The sequence below is a fragment of the Shinella sp. GW821-FHT10F02 genome (genome assembly GCF_058809275.1).
Genome location: NZ_JBXASL010000003.1, coordinates 68,470 through 91,395, shown reverse-complemented (window position 1 = coordinate 91,395; position 22,926 = coordinate 68,470). Strand labels below are relative to the sequence as shown.

Below are 22,926 nucleotides of genomic sequence, written 5' to 3'. Positions count from 1 at the left end.
GGAACTCATGGCATCCGCACCCACGTCGGCGATGATCCAGACGCCCATGTCGAAAGACGATCCGACGCAAACGGCGATCGAGGAAATCCCTTTGCCGCCTCCGGAATTTTGGGGCGAACTGGACAACTCCGCGTCGGAACCGGTGCGAACGGCTCCGGCGGCTTCGGAAGCCGTCGAGGTGCAGGACGCAGAGGAACTCGATTTCGTAGGCGACGATCACCACACGGTTGTCACCTTGAAGCACCCGTTCCGCCGCGCGGGCGTTGTCGTCGACACGATCATTGTCCGGCGGCTTCGGATTGGCGAGGTCGACGGCGTGCTGCGACGGGTCGGGGCCACGAAGGTCTCTCTTTTCGACATCTACGCGCAGATGACGGGCGTGCCTGCACCTGTCCTGCGCGGCCTCATCGATGAGGACGGTGACGCTGTGACCGACGCGGCCTACCGTTTTTTGCCCCGCGCGCTCAAGGCGGACGCCGAGTAACCGGGAGCGTCCACCTGTGGCGGCGATATTGCGCGAGTGTGTCGGCCTACCTGCACACTCCTCTCTCGGAGGTGCTTGAGATGTTCTGGGACGAAATCCTGCTCTGGCACGAAGAGGCCCGCACCATCCACGATGAAACCTTTGGCCTGTTGCGGGCACCGGTGAACCCATGAGCGATCTCGACGTCTCCCTCCGCCTTCGCCTGGTCAACGACCTGTCAAAGGAAGCCGGCAAAGCTGAGCGCGACCTGAAAGACCTTGAAAACACCGCCCGCAAGCTCGGCAGGGCGGGTGGCGCGGACAAGCTCGGCAAGGACATCACCGATCTCGGCGCCGATGCGAACCGCAGCGAGAAGAAGGTTCGGGAACTTGAGAGCGCGGCTCGTCGCCTCGGCACGGTAAAAACCGATGCGGCTGAAGGCGAGATCAGGGCTCTCGGGAATGCCGCGCGCAAGGCAAAAGGCGACGTTGACGTCCTCTACCGCCGGATGGGTGACGGGAAGCGGATGACCGCTATCAATCAGCCTGCCGGCGCGCTGAACAATACGCTCGTGTCTTTGAAAGGCAGCGCCGCCAATGCGTTCACCGGGCTGATGGCTTTCGCATCGGTCGATACCATCATCCGGGGGCTTGAGCAGCTCGGTTCGCAATACCGGAAACTTAACAGCGAGATCGTCAACGTGGCGATCACCGCTGAGATGCGCACGCCTGAGGCGGTCGAGCGAATTGGCAAGTCGAATGAACGCCTCTCGATGAGATACGGTGTCGACCAGCTCGACGTGAACAATGGGCGCAAAACATTCGCGGCAGCTGGCTTCGCCCTGGATCAACAGGAAGCGGTCCTCGATCCCACACTGAAAGCAGCCGTCGCTGGCGGCAGTACCGGTGAAACGATGGCGACCGCCGTGATCGCCGCGCAACAGAACATGAATGTCAAGGACAGCGAGGTCCCGACGATCCTCGACATGATGGCCAAAGGCTCGAAGCTCGGCAGCTTCGAAGTCGATGCGATGGCGAAGAACTTTCCCGCGCTCGCGACAATGCTCTCGGGCACAGGACGATCCGGCACTGGCGGATGGGCGGAATTGGTTGCCTTGGCGCAGGTCGTTCGGATGGGCGCAGGCAGCCAGGACGAGGCCGCGACCAACCTGCAGAACCTGCTTTCGAAGGTGACCTCGCCCGACACGATCAAGAACTTCAAGGAAGCCGGCGTCAACCTTCCGGATCTCAAAGCCAAGGCTGACAAGGAAGGCACTCCTTATTTGACGGCCATAATGGACGAGGTGATGCGGCTGACTGGCGGCGACGAGTTCAAGATTGGTGAGCTGTTCGGAGACCAGCAAGCGAAGTTGGCCTTGAAACCGCTGCTGTCAAATCGGGCGAAGTACGACGAATTTCTTGCCAAAATCCTCGGCGAAAGCCAGGGCACGGTGGATGAAGACTACGAATTCAAACACAACACGCCGGACCAGAGAGCCGCGCGCCGTGCCGCCGCCCTCCAGGCCAGTGGGGACAAAGCCGGTAAATGGTATGATGACCTCGTCGGACCGCTGAAGGATCATGTCGTCCGCACAATCAATCCCGACTATGCCCGGCAGGAAGACGCCTATGAAACCCGACAAGAGTTGAAGGGCGCCGACCTCGATGATCTGCGCGCGTTGATCGGCGAGCGGGAAACTCAGCTTTCCGGGATGCCCCTGCCAAAGTTCTCCGATATCGATGCGCTGGCATCGGGCCGGCAGACGCTTGAGCAGGAAATCACCAGGCTCAAGGCGATCCTCGAAAGCGCCGAGCGCGTCCAGGATGACGGCAGCCTCGGCAAATCCCGCGGCTCCGACTTCATTCCCATCCCGACCGAGAAGCCGCTCAGCAAAGACATGTCTGGCGCTGCCGACCAGGCGATGGGCGGTTATAACGAGCGCCTACGCGCCGCGGCCGACACAGCCGTTTCTATCGCCCAGGACGCCGCCCAGCGCATGCTCGGCCTTCTGAACTTCACGGCCACACCCACGATCCAGCCCAACTTCGTGCCGACCACCGGCGGCGGAGGCGGCGAGAAGCACACGAACGCTCAACCTGCATCCACCGGTGCGAAGGTTACGCAGAACATCTACACTCCGAACGCCAAGCATGCGGCAATGCGGTCGATCAAGGAACAGAACCGCGCTTACCGCCAGGCGCAGGCGCGCTCCTACGCCGGCACGGGCCGGAGCCTCGCATGAAGCCGGCGCTGAAAGCCAATGGTGCCCTCATCTCGATCGGCGGAGCGGTTCTGCACGTCATCGGGTTGAACCCTCAGCGGCTCTCATTCTCATCCGAGGCGCGCTTTCCCGGCCATCCGACGCCATCGGGCATGTCCTACCAGAAGACGGGCCTCGGCCCCCAGGCGCTGACGATCGAGGCGAAGACGTTCCCGCACGTCACCGGCGGCCTGGACGCCTATGCGATCCTAAAGGCCCATCACGAGATGCAGTCCATCGTTCCCTACCTGCGTCTTCGCGGGAACTATCTCGGCCAGTCGGGCGGCCTGGTCGGCATCGAGACGTTGGACACCGACGAGGAGCGTTTGCACCCGTTTGATGGCGTCGGCCGCGAGGTGGATGTTTCTGTCGGGCTGATCCTGTTCCCGTTCAAGACGCTCTTCGGCATGGACCTCACCCGCATTCGCGGCTTTGGGGGGCTTCGATGATCCTGCCGTTCATCGTTCCCTTCGGCGGCATGCGCCTTGATCGCATCGCCAAAGCCTATCTGCAAACCGAGCTGCTCGGCGCGACCGAGGCGCTCCTCGATGCCAATCCGGGCCTGTCCGAGATCATGGTAGAGGGGACCGTTCCGGAAGGCACGGCGATCCATGCGCCGGCGGCCTGGGAGCCGGAGAGCAGCATTTCATCCGTCGTTCCGTGGGAGTGAGCCGTGCTGCGCAAACCGATCGTGCGTATCATCGGCCAGTCCGGCAGCGACCTTTTCCCGGTCTGGTCGGGCAAAGGGCTGATCAGTGCCTCGTTCCTCGACAACGATGGCGGCGAAGCCGATGAGATCGAATTCGAGTTTTCCATCTCGCCGCCGTTTCCGGACAGCCCCGCGGAAGGCACGAAATATCGCTTCCTCTATGGATGGGAAGAGCACTCCCTGCGAGATGCCGGCCTCTTCACCTATCAATCCGATCGGCTCGGCGGCGATCCGGACGAAGGTTACACTATGACGATCATCGCCCGATCGGCCGACTTCGTCGACGCCGATAAGGCGGAAAGCAGCGAGCATTTCGACGACAAAACCGCGGGAGAAGTTTTCCGGCTGCTCGCTTTCCGCTCGGGCAAGAGCGCGATCGTGCATCCGAGCATCGAGAACATCCGTCTTCCCTACCGACTGCGCTGGCGGCAGTCGCCGACCGCCTTCGCCCAGGATCTGGCCTCCGAGCTGGGCGGCACGGTGAAGTATGCGAACAACACGCTCCTGGTGCCGCGCCGGAACAGCGGCCAGACGGCGAGCGGGCAGACGCTTCCGACGATCGTCATTCCCTATAAGGACGATCAGTCGTTCGAGATTTCCAGCGAGGCAAAAGGCAAATTCAAGGAAAGCTCGACGGGCTGGTTCGATCCGATATCGGGCCTCGGAAAGTTCTTTGACGGCACGTCGATCGGCGCGGCCGGCCGATACGTGTCCCTGCATCCCGCTCGATCCGAAGCGGAAGCGGAACTCGCTGGCAAGGCAGAGATCGCCGAAGCGGCCCGCGCCAGCGTCTCCGGCAGCTTCGATACCGATGGTGATCCTGATGCCATGGCCGGCGCGCCGGCAAAGCTCCAGGGGTATGGGGCCAGCCGAGACGCGGCCGACCTGGTGGCATCCTCCATCCAACATAATTTCACCTTCGACGAGAGCGGGGGCTGGATCATGAGTATCGAGGTGGCGAACAGGGAGGCGAAAGGATAGCCGCACAGCCGGGCGGCCGAGGCGGTGGAACGCCTCAAGCGACGGGCCATAGTTTGGCGACCTGACCCGTCCGACAGCAGCTAAACACAACCGTCACACCCGTACCCTGCAGGGCCGGATTGCTGTGACTGAGTCGTGAGCTATTTGAAATGGTGAATTTGCAGCCGGTTTCGCCGGTCTCTCCCGCCGCTCCTTACCTCGGCGGAAAACGTGTCCTGTCCAAGACTATCGTTCGCATGATCAACGGCATCCCTCATGATGGATATGCCGAGCCTTTTGTCGGTATGGGCGGCGTGTTTCTTCGCCGCACCATGCAGCCTCGCATGGAGGCGATCAACGATATCAGCGGCGACGTGGCTAACCTCTTCCGCATCCTCCAGCGGCACTATCCGCAGTTCATGGAGACGTTGCGTTTCCAGATCACGAGCAGACGGGAATACGAGCGCCTGGTGAAGACCGACCCGACTACCCTCACTGACCTGGAACGCGCGGCACGCTTCCTCTACCTTCAGCGTCTGGCGTTCGGCGGCAAGATTTCAGGGCGCAACTTCGGTGTCGAGAAGAACAATGGCGGTCGCTTCAATCTGCTCAAGCTCGCGCCCATGCTGGAGGATATCCACGAGCGCCTCGCTGGCGTTGTCATCGAGTGCCTGCCCTGGCGGCGCTTCATCGAGCGGTATGATCGGCCGGGCATGCTCTTTTATTTGGACCCGCCCTATTGGGGAAACGAGGCCGACTATGGCGCCGGGGTGTTCGGCCGCGAGGACTTCGCCGAGATGGCAGGCGTCCTGATGGCCCTTCGAGGCACCTTCATTGTGTCCTTGAACGCGGCTCAAGGCGTCTTCGAAACCTTCAAAAACTTCAAAATTGAAGAGGTCGATTGCACTTACTCGGTTGCCGGGCGTGGCAACAGCAAGGCCGTGAAAGAGGTGCTGATATCGCCTCGGTGAGCGCGAGCAATGTCTTTGCTCGGATGGCAGGCACGAAACGGCTTCTAGCAAAGGTAATTTTCGTCGGGCCGATCAACGCACTGCCATTGCTCGATACCGGCGCCGCTTCGAGCGAATGTGTGCCCATCAACAAAGGAGACGCACATGAGCGAGACCAACGCAGCTATCACCCAGATCATCAAGGCCATGCAGAGAGACGCCGAGGACATCATGAACCAGATCGACCTTGCGGCCGGTGATATCGGGGAAGGCCGCCGCAACGGCGCGGTGGGCGCACTGGCGCCGCTGGATACGAGCCTGGAGCGCCTAGCCTCACTCGCGGCGGCCGTTCGCGCTATCCACCGGGTGACACCTTTCTAACGCTCCAGGGCATACGACGTGACAACGGGCGCAGCATGCGCCCGTTGTCGGTGCGGGTTACTCATCAGGGATTTTCGGGCGCTCGAATGCCCCGGTGCGGTAGGGTATCCGCCCGCCAGGGACATCAGCGTTTCGCCATTTTGGTAACACGATGCAATGACCGCGCTCATCGCAAAAGACGCAGCGAAAGCGCCGGCCGATGGGTCTTTCGCTTTCAACGACATTCGAGGGATCAAATTCCACCTTCCTGTCGCAGGGGTGGCAGTAGATCGTGAGATCATACTCGGCGGCTATCTTCTCGCCATACGTCAGCGGCTTGTCTGCCATGCGGCATCCTCGTTCCGTTATGCCGCATGGTCTTCGCCCCGGCAGCTAAATGGCGCGGGGCTGGTCGGTCGTCAAGCTTGAGGGAAAGGATAGCAACTCTGCTCGACGAGAGAAGACGAAAGCTCCGGAAAAGCGCGCAGTTTTGCTGCCACTTGATCTTGCGCGCCGCGCCATTCGATTTTGCGCGCTACACAACTCCTTGAGCTGGCGTATCTTTCGCTTGAGCGCGAGTTTCTCCACGCCGAGCCGCTCCGCCATCTCCGCCGCCGTCCGGCCGTCCTTTTCGGCGATCACGGAGAGCACGGGACCCGTCCAAGGTGAGGGGCGATCGAACCTTTCCAGTTGGGTCTTCAGTGCCGCGATATCGGCCGCATCAAGCGTATCGTTTTCGCGCAGGTTTTCCCGCGGGTCCTCGCCCGCGACATGGAAGGCGATGCGGTAGAGATCGCCCGCCGGCCGAAGGTCGCCCTCAAGCGCCTCCCGCGAGGCATAGCCCGCCGCACGGATATCGGCCTCGGAAAGCGCCGCCAGTTCCACCGGCTCGACGCTGTCGATGGCAAGCACGCCGGCCGCGGTGCGCAGCGTTCCGCCGGCCCTGACCGTCGGCTTCGTCCAGCGGCGAAAGGCGAGTGTCACCTCGCCCCGCCCGATCCTCTCCAGCACCGCCGCCTTGAACAGCATCGCACCCTTCCGGGTTTACCCAACCCTGACGTAGCCGATGCCCTTCTTCTCGATCTCGTCGAGCGACTCGTCGTAACCGGCATCCGCATAGCGGATCACACCGAGCGAGGTGTCGTTCGTCAAGGCGTGTTCCAGCCGTTCCGCCGCCGCTTCCGTGCCGTCCGCGACCAGCGTCACGCCGCAGCTCGTCATGTAGCCGGCGTAACCACCGCCACCTGAATGGATGACGACGAGGTCGGCCATCGAGGAGGTGAGAAGCATGGCATCGAGCAGCGGCCAGTCGGCAATGGCATCCGACCCGTCCTTCATGCGCTCCGTCATGATGTTCGGATGCGCCATGGCCCCGGCGTCGAGATGGTCGCGCGAGAATGCAATCGGACCCGCGAGTTCGCCCGCCGCCACCAGCTTGTTGACGGCCAGTGCCAACTCCGTGCGCTCGCCGTGGCCAAGCCAGGCAATGCGCGCCGGCAGCCCCTCGAAGGGCACGTTTTCGCGGGCAAGGCGGATCCAGTTTGTGACGATCCGATTGTCCGGAAACATCTCCAGAACGAGATCGTCGATGCGCGCGATATCGCTCTCCTCGCCGGACAGCGCCATCCAGCGGAACGGCCCGATGGCGCGCGCAAAGAGCGGACGCAGGTAGGCTTCGGTAAAGATCGGGATGTCGAAGGCATTGGCAACGCCCCCTTCCCGCGCCTGCGTGCGGATGAGGTTGCCGTTGTCGAAGACTTCGGAGCCGCGCTTCTGGAACTCCAGCATCGCCGAGACATGCTCGACGATCGAGGCCCGGCTTGCCGCCATCAACTGCCCCTGCCCGTCATCGCGCAGCCCCTTCACCTGGTCGAGGCTCATGCCCTTCGGTACGTAGCCGTAGACGAGGTCATGCGCCGAGGTCTGGTCGGTGACGATATCCGGCACGATGCCGCGCCGCGCAATCTCCGGGTAGATTTCCGCCGCATTGCCGACAAGGCCGATCGAAGTCGCGCGTTTCTCCTTCACCGCCTCGTCGATCATCGCCAGCGCCGCATCGAGATCCGGCGCCACATGTTCGAGATAGCCGACCGCCTTGCGCGCCGCCGCGCGCGCCGGATCGATATCGACGCAGAGGATGGCCGCCCCCGCCATGCGGCCGGCCAGCGGCTGCGCGCCGCCCATGCCGCCGAGGCCGGCGGTCAGGATGAAGCGGCCCGCAAGGCTTCCGCCAAACCGCTTTTCCGCGATGCGCATGAAGATTTCATAGGTGCCCTGGATGACGCCCTGGCTGCCGATATATTGCCAGGCCCCGGCCGTCAGCCCGCCCCAGCAGATCAGCCCCTTGCGCTGGAGTTCATAGAACACCTCCGCCTTCGCCCATTGCCCGACGATGTTGCAATTCGCCATGATGACAAGCGGCGCCTTGGAGTGTGTCTTCAGCAGCCCCACCGGCTTGCCGGACTGGATGACCAACGTCTGGTCCTCGTCCATCTCCGTCAGCGCCTTGACGATCGCCCGATGCGCCGCCCAGTTGCGCGCCGCCTTGCCGAGCGCCGCGTAGACGATGAGATTGTCCGGATCCTCACCAACCGACAGCACGTTTTCAAGCAGCCGCAACAACCCCTCCTGCCGCCAGCCCTTGGCGCGCAGCACGTCGCCGCCGGGGATTGGATAGTTCGGATGGCGCGAATTGGGTTTGGGCATGGTCGTCTCCTCAAGTCTCTTCAGGCCAGCGCGTAACTCACCAGATCGATCCCCATCGCCTTCTCCACAGACGGATACACCGTCGGGTCGAGCACGCTGGAGGCGAGCGGGATGATGGTCTTCGGCACATGCAGCACGAAGAGCTTCATGCCGACTTCGAGTTGGCCGACGCTCAGGGGCTCGCCGTCCGGCGAGAGCGTGGTGATGACATCGGGGAAGGTCGCGAGACGTTTTCCCGCGGCCGATTCCACCGCCATGTACTCGTTCATCACATGCAGCACCGTCGCGTCGTCACCCTTGCCGAGCGTCACCGTGCCGATGTCGAAGGCCTCCTTGGTATAGACCACCGACTTGTCGGTGATCGTGCCTTCGGAAAGGATCGCGCCGCCCGTCGTCTTGACGATCGCGTCGATGATCGCCGAGCCGCCCTTGCCCTCCGCCGCGAGGATCGCCTCGCCGAGCGTCAGCGCCAGCGAAATGCCGCCGAGCGCCGCGTTCTTGCGCACATAGGAGGCGCGCAGCGGGTTGCGGCAGGAGGCGATGAAGCCGCCGGACATGTCGGAGGCGGTGCGCAGGATCGGCGAGACCTTTGCCGTCGCGCCGCGCACGACGAGTTCGATATAGCGGTTCTCGTCCCGGTTTCCGCCCACGGCCGTCTGGATCATCTGTTCCGGGGAGCCGGCCATGCCGATCGACCCCATGTCGCCCGTCGGGTGCGCGCGCATGTCGCCGACAGCATCCAGCACCTTGGTGCCGAGGATGGCCGACGGCAGCCAGCCGTTCAGCGTCGAGGACTTTCCGTTCTGCCCGACCATCAGCGCCGCAACCTTCTCGCCGAGCGCCTCCTGCAAAAGCTCGACGGCCTTCACGTAATCGACGCCGCGCATCTCCCAGGGCGTGGTCGAGGCCGGGGCGCCAATGGCGGCAGCCGTCGCCACCCAGTCGTCATCGGAGAGTTCGTCGATGGAAACCAGCTCCGGCTTGCCGATCGATACCGCGGCATAACCGAGCATGCGGCCATGATCCGCCCAGCCGCCGCCGCCGGCGGCATAGACCGAGCCGCCCTTGACCGCCGCCTCGACGTCTTTTTCCTTTAGAATCCGGCCCATCAGACGTCCTCCTGACTCAAGATCTTATCCAGCTGAATCACTGCGTTAAAAAGCACCGCCGCGCCGAGCGCGATGTCGTCCGTCTCTGCAAATTCCTCCGGCGCATGGCTGCGCCCGCCAAGGCAGGGCACGAAGATCATCGCCGAGCGCGTCACCCGCGCCATCCAGGCCGTGTCGTGCCCGGCGCCGGATGCCATGCGGCGATGGCTGGCGCCCGTGGTCTCGCAGGCGGCATCCAGCACGTCGAGCAGCAGCGGATCGCCGGGTGTCGGCGGGTTGTCGGAGATGCGGCGCGGGGCTTCGATGATGGTGCCCGTCTCACGCGCCAACTGCTCGGCCATCATGTCAACCGATGCCGCGAAAAGGTCCATCGCCGTGCGATCCTCCGCCCGCGCATCGATCAGCAGGCGCGCGCGGGAGGGAACGACGTTGGCGGCATTCGGCTCGATGGAGAATTCGCCGACCGTCGCCGTAAAATGGCTCGGACCGTCGGAAAGCGATTTCGCCAGCGCTTCGATACCCGTCACCAGCCGCGCTGCGGCCGCGAGCGCATCGGCACGATTGCCCATCGGCGTCGTGCCGGCATGGTCCGCGCGGCCCTGCACGATGATCTCGATGCGCGTGATGCCGGCGATTGCCGTCACCACGCCAATGTCGCGCTTTTCGGTTTCCAGCACCGGGCCTTGCTCGATATGCAGTTCGAGAAAGGCCGCGATATCCTTGCGCGCCTCGGCGGCCATGCGCGTTGGGTCTCCGCCGGCATCGCGAATGCCCTGCTCCAGCGTTAGCCCGTTGCTTTCGCGCGAGAACCAATCCTCCGGCAATACGCCGGCCATGCCGCGGCTGCCGATGCAGGAGACGCCAAAGATCGACACCTCCTCGGCGAGGAAATCGACGACCTCCAGGTCGTGGTCGAGCTCTATGCCCTGGTCGGCCAGCGCCCGGGCCACTTCCAGCGCCACCGCCACGCCGGCAATGCCGTCGTAACGCCCACCATCCGGCACCGTATCTGAATGGGAGCCGAGCATGATCGTGCCGAGGCCGGGCTTCCTGCCCGCGCGCCGAGCGACGAGATTGCCCGCGGCATCCACGCGTGTCTCAAGCCCCGCGGCCTGAAATTTTTCGAGAAGAAAATCCCGCCCCGCCGGGAACAGAGCGGTAAAGGCACGCCGCGTATAGGGCCGGCCGGGCTCGGTGAGCCGGGCGAGGCCGTCGATCACGTCCGCAATGCGGGCGGGATCGACCGGCAGATTGGTTTTTGGCGCGGCCATCAGGCGCGGCCCGAAACGAGCGTCGGCAGCGGGCGCACGAAGGCGCCGGTGCCGGGCTCGGCCAGCACCTTGGTGCCGTCGAAGGCGAGCTTGCCGCGCAGATAGGTGGCGGAAACGCGCCACGGAAGGCGAATGCCGTTATAGGGCGACCAGCCGACGACGTTGTGGCCGCTGGCGGCAGCGTCATAGGTGTAGGGCTCCGGCGTCAGCACGGTGATATCGGCATCCTTGCCGGCTTCCAGCGCGCCCTTGACATGGTCGAGCCGGAAATGACGAGCCGGGTTCAGCGTCATCAGCTCGGCGGCGCGGGTCAGCGGAATGCCGCGCTCCAGCGCACCCTTGACGAAGAGCGGCACCATCACCTCCAGACCCGGCACGCCCGACGCGTTCGCCAGCATGTCCGGATTGGTCTTGCGGTCCTCCGACCAGCTGACATGGTCGGTGGAAACCAACGTGACATTGCCCTCGGCGACATGGCGCCAGAGCTTTTCCACCTCGGCGCGCGGGCGGATCGGCGGGTTGATCTTCGCCTTGCCGCCGAGCCGGGCAACGTCGTTCTCCTCGTCGAGCGTCAGATAGTGGATGCAGCACTCGATGGTCGCGCGAAAACCTTGCGCGCGGTAGGCGGCGGCGATCTCGTAGCCACGGCCGAGCGAGCAATGCACCACATGCGCCGGGCAACCGGTTTCCGCCCCGGTCTCGTAGATCTGGTTGGAGGCGAGCAGCTCCGTCAGCGGCGGGCGCGACAGGCCGTGCGCGCGATAGTCGGTGATGCCCGCGGCCTTGACCTTGGCGATCGCCGCGCGCACCGCCTCGTCGTCCTCGTTGTGCACGCCGGCCGTAAGCCCCGTGGGTGCGATGGCGCGGAAGCAGTCTTCCAAAAGGGCGGCGGGGATGCGTGGAAACCGTTTCGGATCGGTGCCGAAGGTGGAGAACTTGAAGGCGGCGACGCCGGCCTCGACCATCTCGCCAATGCGCGCCGGCCCCTCTTCCGGATCGACCGTGCCATAGAGCGCAAAATCGACGCGGGCCTGGGGCGATGCATGGTCGACCTTGATTTTCACCGCCGCGGCCGAGCAGACGAGATTGCCCTCGTCATAGGGCATGTCGACGATGGTCGTCACACCACCGGCCGCCGCCGATCGCGTCGACCAGAGGAAATCCTCCTGATTCTTCTGCGACAGCGAATGCACCTGCGCGTCGATGGCGCCAGGCAGGATCAGCGCGCCGGAAAGGTCGTGCCGTTCCTTCGCTGCCGGCATCGCGCCCTGCCCGACATGCACCACCTTGCCATCACGGACGGCGACATGGCTGCCCTCGACGATGCGGTCGGCGAGCACCACGGTGCCTTTCAGAACGAGATCGAAATCGGCCATCTGGTTCTCCCGTCAGAGTTTTAGGGCGAAGAAAGTGTCGATGCCCGCCATCGGCGCCGCCTCGACGAAGGCGGCGAGCGCCTCGGGGCTTGCCAGGTCGCGGTCGAGCGCCTCGATCTCGGCGGAAAGCGGCCGGTCCTTGCGGTAGAACGGGCTCACCGCCCGCGTGCGGGCATAGGCAACGGCGACGACACCCTCGACATTATCGCCGGCAAGGTCGATCGCCTGCGCAGACAGCATCGCTTCGAGGGCGGCAAGCTGGCGCAGGTCGCGCACCTGGCTTTCCATGCGCTCGACGATCAGCGGCAGGAAGGTCGCCTCCTCTTCGAGGCCGCCGGCAACGACGATCGACTGCGCCGAGATCGGCACCGCCAGCGACTGGATGCGCATGTAGAGCTCGACGGCAAGCTTCAACAGCGGGCCGAACCCCGTCGCCGCCTCGCCGGGCGCCACGAGATTGACCGGCAGGTTGCGGCGCACGCCGTTCGCCAGCAGCACGCAGCGGTTCAGCACGTTGCGGGCGAGATGGGCAAAGCCCGTCTGCGCCGCTTCCACATAGAGCGTGGTCGAGAGCGGCAGCGAGCCGCCGGAGGCCATGACGTGGTTGTCCATCACCACCGGATTGTCATCCGACTGCGCGGTCGCTTCCACGATGCGCTCGGCGGCCAGCAGCAACGTATCGAGGCAGGCGCCGAACACCTGGGCGGTCATGCGCAGGCTGAGCGGATCGTGGATGGCGGACGGTTTCGGCCAATGGCCGGAAGAGGCCTGCGCCTCGAACCAGCAGCCGGCCAGCGCCTCGCCGTGGGCGGAGAGCCGGGCCGCTACCCGCCACGGATCGGCCGAGGCGCCGAGCGCCAGCGACGAGAGCAGGCCCGTCACCATGAGATTGCGGATGGCCTTCGCCGCCTCGCGCACCACATTGGCGGCGGCGGCATGCGAAATGGCGTTGACGCTGAGCGCCGCCAGCGCATCGCGCGGCTGCATGCGATAGGGCTTGAGGCCGGCGCGCTTCAGCGCGTCCGCGGCCGACAGGCGCTCGCCGCCATACCACGCCTCGCCGTCGCCGGTTATCACCGAGGCGATCTGCCCCATCAGGCCGATATCGGCGCAGCCCATCGAGCCATGCCGGCGCACGACGGGCACGACGTCCTTTTCGAGGAGCGCCAAGAAAGCATCGATCAGCTCCGGGCTGCAGCCGGAATAGCCGCCGAGCGCGGTGTTGACGCGGATCGCCATCGCCTTGCGCACGATCGGCAGGGTGAAGGGCTCGCCGGTGCCGAAATGGTGCGCCTTCACCAGGTTGTTGTTGAACTCCACCAGGTCATCGGCCGTCCAGAGCTTGTCCTTCATCGAGCCGACGCCCGTATTGGCGCCGTAGATCGGCAGGCCCGTGGCAAGACGATCCGTGATGACGAGACGAGACGCGCCGACGCGGCCCATGCCGATCTCGCAGGCGACCGGCCGTCGCGCGGCGGCGCCGATCGCCTCCAGCGTTGCGAAGTCGAGCGGTTGACCGGTGAGATAGAGCGTATCGGCGGAAGCGAGCATGTTTGGAAGCCTGTTTTTCCCTAAGCAATTCCAGGAAAAGTGTGAAGCGGTTTTCCGTCCGGAATTGCGTAGAAACTAGAGATGGATGTTATGCGCATCGTGGCACAAACAGATATCCCAAAATCCGTACGGTCCATGTTATGAACCGAACGGAAGACGGCAGCGCGAAGGACCGCACCCTTGGATCTCTCCACCCTCTGCCTTGTGCACAGCATTCTCGAAGAACGCGGCATCCGCAGGGCAGCCGCCGCGATAGGCCGCCCGGCCTCCAGCGCCAGCGCGGCGCTGCGGCGCGTCGAGGCCAGCCTGTCGGTGCCGCTGGTGCGCCGCGACGGCCAAGCGCTGGTGCCGACGCTGGAGGCCGAAACCCGCCTGCCGCGCTTTGCAGAGATCGCCGGAGCCGCCGCCGCCCTTGCCGCGCTCGGTGAGGGATCACGAGATGCGATTTCGCTCTCCGCCCTCGCCCGCTTCGCCACCGTCGCCAGAACCGGCAGCATCAACGGCGCGGCCAAAAGCCTCGGCCTCGGCCAGCCGCAACTCACCCGCCAGCTTAGCCATCTGGAAGACGCGCTTGGCTGCAAGTTGCTGGAGCGTTCGGCGACGGGGATCAGCTGCACGCCGGCCGGCCTAGAAGCCCTGGCGCTTGCCGAGCGCATCGGCGCGGCATGGGAGGCGCTTTCCGCCGCCTCGGCGGAACGCTTCCGCCGCAGCGCCGCCACCTGGCGGCTCGGCACGATCATCCCCTTCGGCCATGAAAGCGAGATCGCCGCCATGCTCGCCCGCCTCACGGTCGAGTGGCGGGCGGCGCGGCCGCGCCAACCGCTCTTCCTCTCCTCCACCACGGCGGACGATCTCATTTCGGGCCTGAAGAACCGCCGCTTCGACCTGATCCTGCTCGATACCGACCACTACCCGGCCGAATTCGAGGGCAGCCTGATCGGCCGCTCGCAACTGGCGCTCGCAGGCCCCCGCTCCCTGGACGAGGCGGAACGGCAGGATTTTGCAGCGCTGCTGCGGCGTTACCCCATCGCCGTGCCGAGCCCGAGGAGCGGTTTGCGCCAGATGACGGACCGCTTCCTCGAAGCGACGCTGACACCAGCGGAACGCTCCCGCCTGACGCTGGTCGAGGTCGATTCCATCCCGGTCATCATCAACCTCGTGCTCCGCCACGGCCATCTCTCCGTGCTGCCGGAACATTCCGTCGCCAACATCAACCCGCCGCCGACGCTGCTGCCGCTCTATCCGGCCTACCAGCAATCACTGAGCCTCGTCTGGCCCCGCGATGCGCTCTCCCGGCAGGCGGCCGAGACGATGCTGCCTTTGCTCGCGAAGAGCTAACCCTTCGCCCCAGCCCGAAGCCGCCGGCGGGTCTCCGTGGGGCTTTCGTGATAGTGCGCGCGATAACTGCGCGAGAAGGCGGAGGAGGAGTTGAAGCCGGTGAGCGCGGCGATGTCGGCGAATTCCGATTTGGTCTCGATCACCTTGCGCCGCGCTGCGTTGAGCCTGAGTGCCAGATAATGCTGGTGCGGCGCCACGCCCATCGATTCCTGGAACAGGTCCTGCAAATGCCGCGCGCTGATGCCGACGCGCTTGGCGAGCCGCGTCAGCGTTAAGGGTGCGTCCACCGTCTCCTCCATCAGCCGCACCGCCTGGCTGACCCGCTGGTCCGCAACGCGCATGTTGCCGAGCGCCGGCACCTGAAGCAGGCCGCCGGTGCGCTCGTGTTCGTAGATGAAGAGCCGCGACACTTCCAGCGCCAGCGAATAGCCCTGCCGGCGGCGGATGATCTCCAGCATCAAATCCAGCGTCGGCAATGAGCCGCCCGTCGTGATGCGCTTGCCATCGATGACGTAGCGCTCGCGCACCACGCCGATCTGCGGAAAGGCGGAGGCGAACTCCTCCATGTCCTCCCAGTGGATCGTCACCGAATGGCCGTCGAGCAGGCTTGCCTGCGCGAGCAGCCAGCTGCCCGATTCGATGCCCGCCATCATGCTGCGATAACGCGCCGTCTGCGAAAGCTGGCGCCGCAACAGAGGCGTCGCACTCATCTGCCATTGATAGGAGGAAAGCACGAAAAGCGGCTGGGTCTCCTTCTCCGGCCGGAACAGGCCATCGACCGGCACGGGAATGCGGCTGCGCGTCTCGATCGGCTGGCCATCCGGCGAGAAGATGCGCCAGCAGTAGAGGTCCTGTCCGGAGATGCGGTTTGCCGCGCGCAAGGGCTCGATGACCGAGGCGACGAGGATGAGGTTCGTCTCGGGCAGGACGAGGATATCGATGTCGAGTGTCTCGGAGGATGGATCCAGCATGGCGAAAGCATGCGTGTTCACCTCTCGAATTGTCAAGGATAGATCCGAAAAGTGAAAGCACTGCGCCTCCTCTTGGCTCGTAATGTCCCCCATAAGAATTCTGGGAGAGACCACATGCCCTTAGCCATGAACCGTGATGTCTTCATCACCTGCGCCGTCACCGGCTCCGGCGACACCGCCGGCAAATCGCCCCACGTGCCGCGCTCGCCCAAGCAGATCGCCGAATCGGCGATCGACGCCGCCAAGGCCGGCGCCGCCGTCGTGCACTGTCACGTCCGCGATCCGGAAACCGGCGCACCGAGCCGCCGCAACGACCTCTACCGCGAAGTGACCGAGCGCATCCGCGATGCCGAGGTGGACGTGGTGCTGAACCTCACCGCCGGCATGGGCGGCGACATGATCTTCGGCAACACCGAACAGCCGCTGCCGCTGAACCCGAACGGCACCGACATGGTCGGCGCCACCGAGCGTGTCAGCCACGTCGCCGAATGCCTGCCGGAAATCTGTACGCTCGATTGCGGCACGATGAACTTTTCGCTCGGCGACTACGTGATGACCAACACGCCGTCCATGCTGCGCGCCATGGGCAAGATGATGACGGACCTCGGCGTCCGCCCGGAAATCGAGGCTTTCGACACCGGCCATCTCTGGTTCGCCAAGCAGCTCGTCGAGGAAGGCGTCATCGAGGACCCGGTCCTCATCCAGCTCTGCATGGGCATTCCGTGGGGCGCGCCGGACGACCTCAACACTTTCATGGCAATGGTCAACAACGTGCCGTCCTCCTGGACCTTCTCGGCTTTCTCGATCGGCCGCAACGCCATGGCCTATCCGGCAGCCGCGGTGCTTGCCGGCGGCAATGTCCGCGTCGGGCTTGAAGACAACCTCTATGTCGGCAAGGGCCAGCTCGCGACCAATGCGCAGCTCGTCGAAAAGGCCGTCAACGTCGTCGAAAGCATGGGCGCACGCATCATCGGCCCGGCCGAAGTGCGCGAAAAGCTGAAACTCCAGAAGCGGGCACCGAAATGAGCCAGATCAACAAGGCGGCCTGCGTCGGCGGCGGTGTCATCGGCGGGGCCTGGGTCGCGCGTTTCGCGCTCGCAGGCATCGACGTCAACATCTTCGATCCGCATCCGGAAGCCGAACGCATCATCGGCGAAGTAATGGCCAATGCCGAGCGCGCCTATGGCATGCTCACCATGGCGCCGCTGCCGCCGAAGGGCAAAATCACGTTCTGCAAAAGCTTGGAAGAAGCCGTCCAAGACGCTGACTGGATTCAGGAAAGCGTGCCAGAGCGGCTGGAAATGAAGCGCGGTGTCCTCACCCAGATCGACGCCGCCGCCAAGCCCGACGCCCTGATCGGCTCCTCCACCTCCGGCCTCATGCCGACCGATCTGCAGCGCGACATGAAGCACCCCGAACGCCTTTTCGTGGCGCATCCCTATAACCCAGTCTACCTGCTGCCGCTGGCGGAGCTCGTCGGCGGCGAGAAGACGAGCAAGCAGACGCTCGAAGACGCCAAGGCGAAGCTTGCGCCGATCGGCATGAAGGGCGTGATCATCAAGAAGGAGATCGAGGCCTTCGTCGGCGATCGCCTGCTCGAAGCCGTCTGGCGCGAGGGCCTCTGGCTGATCAAGGACGACATCTGCGACACCGAGACGCTCGACGACGTGATCCGCTATTCCTTCGGCATCCGCTGGGCGCAGATGGGCATGTTCGAGACCTACCGCATCGCCGGCGGTGAAGCGGGCATGCGCCACTTCCTCGCCCAGTTCGGCCCCTGCCTCTCCTGGCCGTGGACGAAACTCACCGACGTCGTCGATCTCAACGACGAGCTGGTGGAAAAGATCGCCCAGCAGTCGGACGACCAGTCCGGTGCGCGCGGCATCCGCGATCTGGAGCGTATCCGCGACCAGAACCTCGTCGGCATCATGCATGCGCTGAAGGCCGGCGACGACGGCAAGGGTTGGGGCGCGGGCAAGCTGCTCGCCGAGTTCGAAGAACATCTCTGGTCTAAGGCCGGCAAGGCGAAGGTCGAAGTCTCCGCCGCCGAGCCGCTGCGCCTCGTCGATACCAAGGTCAACGCCGCCTGGGTCGATTACAACGGCCACATGACCGAGCACCGCTATCTCCAGCTCTTCGGCGATACGATGGATGCGCTGCTCAGGCTGATCGGCGTCGACTTCGCCTATGTCGAGGCCGGCCACAGCTACTACACGGTGGAAACCCACATCCGCCATCTCGGCGAAGGCAAGCTCGGCCAGGCGCTCTACACGACGCTCCAGCTTCTCTCCTCCGACAACAAGCGGCTGCACTTCTTCACCCGCATCCACGACGCCGCGACCGGCGATGTCATCGCGACGGCCGAACAGATGGCGCTGCATGTCGACAGCAAGGCCGGCAAGAGCGTCGATGCGCCTGCGGATGTGCTGGCAAAGGTTGCCGAGATTGCGGAAGCCCATGCCAAGCTGCCGGCGCCGGAGGGTGTTGGGCGGCATGTCGGGCAGACGCGCGCCTGAAACATCCGCCAGGGCGCCGAAGAGGAACGGTGCCGGACGCGAAACTCGGTCTCTCCCGGCAATCGGGGGAGACGCCCGCAAAGGGCATCAGGCCGCCACGCGGCCCGCAAAAATACGAGGGGGACTGCCATGAATTTCGCATTGACCGACGAACAGCAGATGATCGTGGACACGGTCCGCTCCTTCGTCGAAACAGAAATCTATCCGCATGAAAACGAGGTCGAGCGCACCGGCCATGTGCCGCCGGAACTCGGCCGGGAAATCGCCCGCAAGTGCAAGGAAATCGGCTTCTTCGGCTGCAACATGCCGGAAGAGGTCGGCGGTGCCGGCCTCGACCATGCCTCCTTCACCCTCGTCGAGCGTGAACTCGGCCGCGGCTCGATGGCGCTGACGGTCTTCTTCGGCCGCCCCTCCGGCATCCTGATGGCCTGCAACGACGAGCAGCGCGAACGCTACCTGCTGCCCGCCGTCAGCGGCGAAAAATTCGATGCGCTCGCCATGACCGAGCCGGATGCCGGCTCTGACGTGCGCGGCATGAAATGTTTCGCCCGAAAGGACGGCGACGACTGGATCGTCAACGGCACCAAGCATTTCATCAGTCATGCCAACATCGCCGATTTCGTCATCGTCTTCATCGCCACCGGAGAGGAAGACACGCCGCGCGGCAAGAAGAAGCTCATCACCTGCTTCCTCGTCGACCGCGGCACGCCCGGCTTCGAAATCCGCGACGGCTACGAATCGGTCTCGCACCGCGGCTACAAGAACTGCATCCTGAATTTCGACGATTGCCGCCTGTCCTCCGCCCAGATCCTCGGCGAGGTGCACAAGGGTTTCGACATCGCCAATGACTGGCTCTACGCGACCCGCCTCACCGTCGCCGCCACGTCCGTCGGCCGGGCGCGGCGCGCCTTCGACTACGCGCTGAACTACGCCGCCGAGCGCAAGCAGTTCGGCAAGCCGATCGGCGCCAACCAGGGCGTCTCCTTCAAGCTCGCCGACATGATCACCGAGATCGACGCCGCCGACCTGCTCACGCTGTCGGCCGCCTGGCGCCTCGACCAGGGCCTGCCGTCGAACCGCGAGATCGCCTCCGCAAAGGTCTACGCGACTGAAATGCTCGCCCGCGTCACCGACGAGGCGATCCAGATCTATGGCGGCATGGGCCTGATGGACGACCTGCCGCTCGCCCGCTTCTGGCGCGATGCCCGCGTCGAGCGCATCTGGGACGGCACGTCGGAAATCCAGCGGCACATCATCAGCCGTGATCTGCTCAGGCCGCTCGGAGCGTAATGTCGACATGACACGATCCCTCGACCGTCTGATCCGGCCCCGCTCCATCGCCGTCTTCGGCGGCAAGGAAGCGCGCCGCGTCATCTTCCAATGCGACAAGATGGGTTTTTCCGGCGAGATCTGGCCGGTGCACCCGCGCGAGGAGGAAATCCTCGGGCGCAAATGCTATCGCTCCGTCGCTGACCTGCCGGGCGCACCGGACGCATCCTTCGTCGGCGTCAACCGCGAACTGACCATCAGCATCATCCGTGACCTCTCGGCGCGCGGTGCCGGTGGCGCGGTCTGCTACGCCTCGGGTTTCCGCGAGGCCGTCAGCGAGCTTGCCGATGGCGACGATCTGCAGAAGGCGCTGGTGGAGGCCGCCGGCGATATGCCGATCCTCGGCCCGAACTGCTACGGCTTCATCAACATGCTGGACGGCGCCCTGCTCTGGCCCGACCAGCACGGCATGCTGCGCATCGACAAGGGCGTCGCCGTCCTCACGCAGTCCTCCAACATCGCCTGCAACATTTCCATGCAGCAGCGCGGCTTGCCGCTCGCCTATATCCTGACCGCCGGCAACCAGGCACAGACCGGCCTCGCCGACCTCGCCTGCGCCGTGCTGGAAGACCCCCGCGTCACCGCCGTCGGCCTGCATATCGAGGGTTTCGACAGCCTTGAATCGCTGGAGCGCCTGGCGCTGCGTTCCCGCGAGTTGAAGAAGCCGGTCGTCACGCTGAAGGTCGGCAAGTCGGAGCAGGCGCAGCTTGCCACCGTCTCGCACACCGCCTCGCTCGCCGGCAACGATGCGGTCTCTTCGGCCCTGCTCGCCCGCCTCGGCATCGGCCGCGTCGAAACGCTGCCGGAACTGCTTGAAACGCTGAAGCTGCTGCATGTCGCCGGCCCGCTCACAAATTACGACATCTCGTCGATGAGCTGCTCCGGCGGCGAAGCCTCGCTGATGGCGGATGCCGGGGTGAAGCGGAAGGTCAACTACCGCGAGCTGAAGCAGGAGCAGCGCCAGCCGCTGCGCGAGACGCTCGGCCAGATGGTGACGATCTCCAATCCGCTCGACTACCACACCTTCGTCTGGGGCAACCGCGAGAAACAGACCGCCGCCTTCACGACCATGATGCAGGGCGGCTACGCGCTGAACCTCGTCGTGCTCGACTTCCCCCGCCTCGACCGCTGCGACGCCGCCGACTGGATCACCACCTGCCACGCCGTCATCGACGCCTCCAAGACGACCGGGGCGAATGCCGGCATCGTCGCCAGCATGGGCGAAAACATGCCGGAAGCGACCGCTGAAATGCTGATGCAGAACGGCGTCGTGCCCTTCTACGGCATCGAGGAGGCACTCGCCGCCGCCGAAGCCGCCGCCGGCATCGGCGAAATATGGGCCAAACCCCTGCCCGCGCCGCTGCTGAAGACCGCGGCCGGCGAAGGTGAAGCCGTCACGCTCACCGAACATGAAGCCAAGCAGGCCCTCGCCGCGCACGGCCTGCCCGTGCCGAAGGGCGTCACCGCCGAGACCGCGGAAGCAGCGGCCGATGCCGCGCAAAACCTCGGCTTCCCGGTCGTGCTCAAGGGCCTCGGCGTCGCCCACAAGACCGAGGCCGGAGCCGTCAGGCTCAACCTCGCCAGCCGCGAGGCCGTGCTCGATGCGGCAAAGGCCATGGCGGGCGTCGCCTCCGGTTTCCTCGTCGAAAAGATGGTGGGCAAACCCGTTGCCGAGCTCATCGTCGGCGCGATGCGCGATCCTGTCGCGGGTCCGGTCCTGACCATTGGCGCCGGCGGCATCCTCGTCGAACTGCTCGAAGATTCCGCCATCCTGACCCTGCCGACGGATGAAAAAGCCATCCGCGCGACCATCGCTGGATTGAAGATTTCGAAGCTTCTGGATGGTTATCGCGGCGCTGCGAAGGGCGATATCGACGCTCTTGTCGCCGCCGTCGCATCAGCGGCATCCTATGTCGTTTCAAACGCTTCAATAATCGAAGAACTGGACGTTAATCCCGTAATGGTGCTGCCTGCTGGCGACGGTGTCGTCGCGGCCGACGCGCTGATCCGTCTAAGGAAAAACCCATGACCGGACCGATCCTGCAACGCCGCGAAGGCGGCATCCTGGAAATCACGATCGATCGCCCGAAGGCCAACGCCATCGACCTCGTGACGAGCCGCCTCATGGGCAAGATCTTTGCCGATTTCCGCGACGACGACAGCCTGCGCGTCGCCATCATCACCGGCGCGGGAGAAAAATTCTTCTGTCCAGGATGGGACCTGAAAGCGGCGGCCGCGGGCGATGCGGTCGACGGCGACTATGGTGTCGGCGGCTTCGGCGGCATGCAGGAGCTGCGCGACCTCAACAAGCCGATCATCGCGGCCATCAACGGCATCTGCTGCGGCGGCGGGCTCGAAATCGCGCTCTCCACCGACCTCATCCTCGCCGCCGAACACGCGACCTTCGCGCTGCCGGAAATCCGCTCCGGCACCGTGGCGGATGCCGCCTCGATCAAGCTGCCGAAGCGCATCCCCTACCACATCGCCATGGACATGCTTTTGACCGGCCGCTGGCTCGACGTGCAGGAGGCGCACCGCTGGGGTTTCGTCAACGAAATCCTGCCCGCCGACAAGCTGCTCGACCGGGCGTGGGAGCTTGCCCGCCTGCTCGAAAGCGGCCCGCCGCTCGTCTATGCCGCCATCAAGGAAGTGGTGCGCGCCGCCGAGGGCGACACCTTCCAGGCGACCATGAACAAGATCACCCGCCGCCAGTTCAAGACGGTGGATATTCTCTATTCCAGCGAGGATCAGCTCGAAGGCGCGCGCGCCTTCGCCGAAAAACGCGATCCCGTCTGGAAGGGACGATAGCGTCCGCGTCCCTGCATCGGGCGCGGCCTGCATCCTTCCATAAGCCAGGCTTTTGGAAGACCAAGATAAATTAGGGCGTTACAGACGCCCTGCATTTGAATAGCTTTATGGAACAGGGCCGCTGCTCGGCAGGAAGAGGAGGCTTTCGGAAGACGAGGACATGCACCGCCACCGTCACAAATCTCGGACGGGAGGTTGCCATGGAGGCCAAAAACAGAAATTCTGCCAATCACAATAACAATTGCCCAC

General features: G+C 64.6%; 21 protein-coding genes. 13 read left to right on the top strand and 8 right to left on the bottom strand.

Annotated features, from left to right (window positions below; all coding sequences use genetic code 11):
- The first annotated feature begins 7 nt into the window (after positions 1-7).
- The 7 genes from AC1RWL_RS10170 (at position 8) to AC1RWL_RS10140 (ending at position 5,723) form a co-directional block, all read left to right on the top strand.
- Positions 8-484: a hypothetical protein gene (locus tag AC1RWL_RS10170; RefSeq protein WP_493094880.1), complete on the top strand. Its 477-nt coding sequence runs from the start codon at positions 8-10 to the stop codon at positions 482-484.
- Positions 485-653: 169 nt separating this feature from the next.
- A complete protein-coding gene (locus AC1RWL_RS10165; RefSeq protein WP_493094881.1) occupies positions 654-2,705 on the top strand; it encodes a phage tail tape measure protein in 2,052 nt (683 codons plus the stop codon).
- A complete protein-coding gene (locus tag AC1RWL_RS10160) occupies positions 2,702-3,172 on the top strand; it encodes a hypothetical protein (protein ID WP_493094882.1) in 471 nt (156 codons plus the stop codon). The genes AC1RWL_RS10165 and AC1RWL_RS10160 overlap by 4 nt, the downstream gene beginning before the upstream one ends.
- Positions 3,169-3,393: a tail protein X gene (locus tag AC1RWL_RS10155; RefSeq protein ID WP_493094883.1), complete on the top strand. Its 225-nt coding sequence runs from the start codon at positions 3,169-3,171 to the stop codon at positions 3,391-3,393. The genes AC1RWL_RS10160 and AC1RWL_RS10155 overlap by 4 nt, the downstream gene beginning before the upstream one ends.
- A gap of 3 nt (positions 3,394-3,396) precedes the next feature.
- Positions 3,397-4,413: a phage late control D family protein gene (locus AC1RWL_RS10150; RefSeq protein WP_493094884.1), complete on the top strand. Its 1,017-nt coding sequence runs from the start codon at positions 3,397-3,399 to the stop codon at positions 4,411-4,413.
- A gap of 149 nt (positions 4,414-4,562) precedes the next feature.
- Positions 4,563-5,363, top strand: coding sequence for a DNA adenine methylase (locus tag AC1RWL_RS10145; protein WP_493094885.1), 801 nt, complete (start codon positions 4,563-4,565; stop codon positions 5,361-5,363).
- A 144-nt stretch (positions 5,364-5,507) separates the two neighbouring features.
- Complete coding sequence (locus AC1RWL_RS10140) at positions 5,508-5,723, top strand: hypothetical protein (RefSeq protein ID WP_493094886.1); 216 nt, start codon at positions 5,508-5,510, stop codon at positions 5,721-5,723.
- Between the two features lie 57 nt (positions 5,724-5,780).
- Here the strand turns inward: AC1RWL_RS10140 and AC1RWL_RS10135 are convergent, their stop codons facing one another.
- The 7 genes from AC1RWL_RS10135 to AC1RWL_RS10105 are packed head-to-tail and all read right to left on the bottom strand — an operon-like array spanning position 5,781 to position 13,715.
- Positions 5,781-6,050 carry a hypothetical protein gene (locus AC1RWL_RS10135; RefSeq protein WP_493094887.1) on the bottom strand — a complete coding sequence of 90 codons (270 nt, stop codon included), beginning with the start codon at positions 6,048-6,050 and terminating at the stop codon, positions 5,781-5,783.
- A gap of 45 nt (positions 6,051-6,095) precedes the next feature.
- Positions 6,096-6,731, bottom strand: a complete 636-nt coding sequence (locus AC1RWL_RS10130) for an ASCH domain-containing protein (RefSeq protein ID WP_493094888.1) — start codon at positions 6,729-6,731, stop codon at positions 6,096-6,098.
- Positions 6,732-6,746: 15 nt separating this feature from the next.
- Positions 6,747-8,408, bottom strand: a complete 1,662-nt coding sequence (ertB, locus tag AC1RWL_RS10125; protein WP_493094889.1) for a thiourocanate hydratase — start codon at positions 8,406-8,408, stop codon at positions 6,747-6,749.
- A gap of 20 nt (positions 8,409-8,428) precedes the next feature.
- Positions 8,429-9,517, bottom strand: a complete 1,089-nt coding sequence (gene ertC, locus AC1RWL_RS10120; protein WP_493094890.1) for a thiohydantoin desulfurase — start codon at positions 9,515-9,517, stop codon at positions 8,429-8,431.
- A complete protein-coding gene (locus AC1RWL_RS10115) occupies positions 9,517-10,788 on the bottom strand; it encodes a Zn-dependent hydrolase (protein WP_493094891.1) in 1,272 nt (423 codons plus the stop codon). The genes ertC and AC1RWL_RS10115 overlap by 1 nt, the downstream gene beginning before the upstream one ends.
- A complete protein-coding gene (ertD, locus tag AC1RWL_RS10110) occupies positions 10,788-12,164 on the bottom strand; it encodes a hydantoin-5-propionate amidohydrolase (RefSeq protein WP_493094892.1) in 1,377 nt (458 codons plus the stop codon). The genes AC1RWL_RS10115 and ertD overlap by 1 nt, the downstream gene beginning before the upstream one ends.
- A gap of 12 nt (positions 12,165-12,176) precedes the next feature.
- The gene (locus AC1RWL_RS10105; protein ID WP_493094893.1) at positions 12,177-13,715 is read right to left on the bottom strand and encodes an aromatic amino acid lyase; all 1,539 of its coding nucleotides are present in this window, start codon (positions 13,713-13,715) and stop codon (positions 12,177-12,179) included.
- Positions 13,716-13,895: 180 nt separating this feature from the next.
- On the opposite strand from AC1RWL_RS10105, the gene AC1RWL_RS10100 reads away from it, so the two are divergent.
- On the top strand, positions 13,896-15,053 hold the full coding sequence (locus AC1RWL_RS10100) for a LysR family transcriptional regulator (RefSeq protein ID WP_493094894.1): 1,158 nt from the start codon (positions 13,896-13,898) through the stop codon (positions 15,051-15,053).
- Here AC1RWL_RS10100 and AC1RWL_RS10095 read toward each other — a convergent pair.
- A complete protein-coding gene (locus tag AC1RWL_RS10095; RefSeq protein WP_435267907.1) occupies positions 15,050-16,024 on the bottom strand; it encodes a GlxA family transcriptional regulator in 975 nt (324 codons plus the stop codon). The genes AC1RWL_RS10100 and AC1RWL_RS10095 overlap by 4 nt on opposite strands.
- A 114-nt stretch (positions 16,025-16,138) precedes the next feature.
- Here AC1RWL_RS10095 and bcoG point away from each other — a divergent pair, with 114 nt between their 5' ends.
- From bcoG to AC1RWL_RS10070, 5 genes are all read left to right on the top strand, one after another.
- The gene (gene bcoG, locus AC1RWL_RS10090; RefSeq protein ID WP_435267906.1) at positions 16,139-17,050 is read left to right on the top strand and encodes a 3-dehydrocarnitine:acetyl-CoA trimethylamine transferase BcoG; all 912 of its coding nucleotides are present in this window, start codon (positions 16,139-16,141) and stop codon (positions 17,048-17,050) included.
- Positions 17,047-18,540 carry a carnitine 3-dehydrogenase gene (locus AC1RWL_RS10085; protein WP_493094895.1) on the top strand — a complete coding sequence of 498 codons (1,494 nt, stop codon included), beginning with the start codon at positions 17,047-17,049 and terminating at the stop codon, positions 18,538-18,540. Before bcoG ends, AC1RWL_RS10085 begins: the two co-directional genes overlap by 4 nt.
- 129 nt (positions 18,541-18,669) lie before the next feature.
- Positions 18,670-19,830: an acyl-CoA dehydrogenase family protein gene (locus AC1RWL_RS10080; RefSeq protein WP_256117251.1), complete on the top strand. Its 1,161-nt coding sequence runs from the start codon at positions 18,670-18,672 to the stop codon at positions 19,828-19,830.
- A 7-nt stretch (positions 19,831-19,837) separates the two neighbouring features.
- The gene (locus tag AC1RWL_RS10075; RefSeq protein ID WP_493094896.1) at positions 19,838-21,898 is read left to right on the top strand and encodes an acetate--CoA ligase family protein; all 2,061 of its coding nucleotides are present in this window, start codon (positions 19,838-19,840) and stop codon (positions 21,896-21,898) included.
- Positions 21,895-22,677, top strand: a complete 783-nt coding sequence (locus AC1RWL_RS10070; RefSeq protein WP_435267902.1) for a carnitinyl-CoA dehydratase — start codon at positions 21,895-21,897, stop codon at positions 22,675-22,677. The genes AC1RWL_RS10075 and AC1RWL_RS10070 overlap by 4 nt, the downstream gene beginning before the upstream one ends.
- Positions 22,678-22,926 lie beyond the last annotated feature (249 nt).

Excerpts from the sequence above, each read along its gene's own strand:
- AC1RWL_RS10075 (WP_493094896.1), top strand. The coding sequence starts at position 19,838 with ATGACACGATCCCTCGACCGTCTGATCCGGCCCCGCTCCATCGCCGTC.
- AC1RWL_RS10080 (WP_256117251.1), top strand. The coding sequence starts at position 18,670 with ATGAATTTCGCATTGACCGACGAACAGCAGATGATCGTGGACACGGTC.
- ertD (WP_493094892.1), bottom strand. The coding sequence starts at position 12,164 with ATGGCCGATTTCGATCTCGTTCTGAAAGGCACCGTGGTGCTCGCCGAC.
- AC1RWL_RS10165 (WP_493094881.1), top strand. The coding sequence starts at position 654 with ATGAGCGATCTCGACGTCTCCCTCCGCCTTCGCCTGGTCAACGACCTG.
- AC1RWL_RS10135 (WP_493094887.1), bottom strand. The coding sequence starts at position 6,050 with ATGGCAGACAAGCCGCTGACGTATGGCGAGAAGATAGCCGCCGAGTAT.
- AC1RWL_RS10170 (WP_493094880.1), top strand. The coding sequence starts at position 8 with ATGGCATCCGCACCCACGTCGGCGATGATCCAGACGCCCATGTCGAAA.
- AC1RWL_RS10130 (WP_493094888.1), bottom strand. The coding sequence starts at position 6,731 with ATGCTGTTCAAGGCGGCGGTGCTGGAGAGGATCGGGCGGGGCGAGGTG.
- AC1RWL_RS10145 (WP_493094885.1), top strand. The coding sequence starts at position 4,563 with ATGGTGAATTTGCAGCCGGTTTCGCCGGTCTCTCCCGCCGCTCCTTAC.
- AC1RWL_RS10070 (WP_435267902.1), top strand. The coding sequence starts at position 21,895 with ATGACCGGACCGATCCTGCAACGCCGCGAAGGCGGCATCCTGGAAATC.
- AC1RWL_RS10155 (WP_493094883.1), top strand. The coding sequence starts at position 3,169 with ATGATCCTGCCGTTCATCGTTCCCTTCGGCGGCATGCGCCTTGATCGC.
- AC1RWL_RS10095 (WP_435267907.1), bottom strand. The coding sequence starts at position 16,024 with ATGCTGGATCCATCCTCCGAGACACTCGACATCGATATCCTCGTCCTG.
- bcoG (WP_435267906.1), top strand. The coding sequence starts at position 16,139 with ATGCCCTTAGCCATGAACCGTGATGTCTTCATCACCTGCGCCGTCACC.
- AC1RWL_RS10160 (WP_493094882.1), top strand. The coding sequence starts at position 2,702 with ATGAAGCCGGCGCTGAAAGCCAATGGTGCCCTCATCTCGATCGGCGGA.
- ertB (WP_493094889.1), bottom strand. The coding sequence starts at position 8,408 with ATGCCCAAACCCAATTCGCGCCATCCGAACTATCCAATCCCCGGCGGC.
- AC1RWL_RS10140 (WP_493094886.1), top strand. The coding sequence starts at position 5,508 with ATGAGCGAGACCAACGCAGCTATCACCCAGATCATCAAGGCCATGCAG.
- AC1RWL_RS10115 (WP_493094891.1), bottom strand. The coding sequence starts at position 10,788 with ATGGCCGCGCCAAAAACCAATCTGCCGGTCGATCCCGCCCGCATTGCG.
- ertC (WP_493094890.1), bottom strand. The coding sequence starts at position 9,517 with ATGGGCCGGATTCTAAAGGAAAAAGACGTCGAGGCGGCGGTCAAGGGC.
- AC1RWL_RS10105 (WP_493094893.1), bottom strand. The coding sequence starts at position 13,715 with ATGCTCGCTTCCGCCGATACGCTCTATCTCACCGGTCAACCGCTCGAC.
- AC1RWL_RS10085 (WP_493094895.1), top strand. The coding sequence starts at position 17,047 with ATGAGCCAGATCAACAAGGCGGCCTGCGTCGGCGGCGGTGTCATCGGC.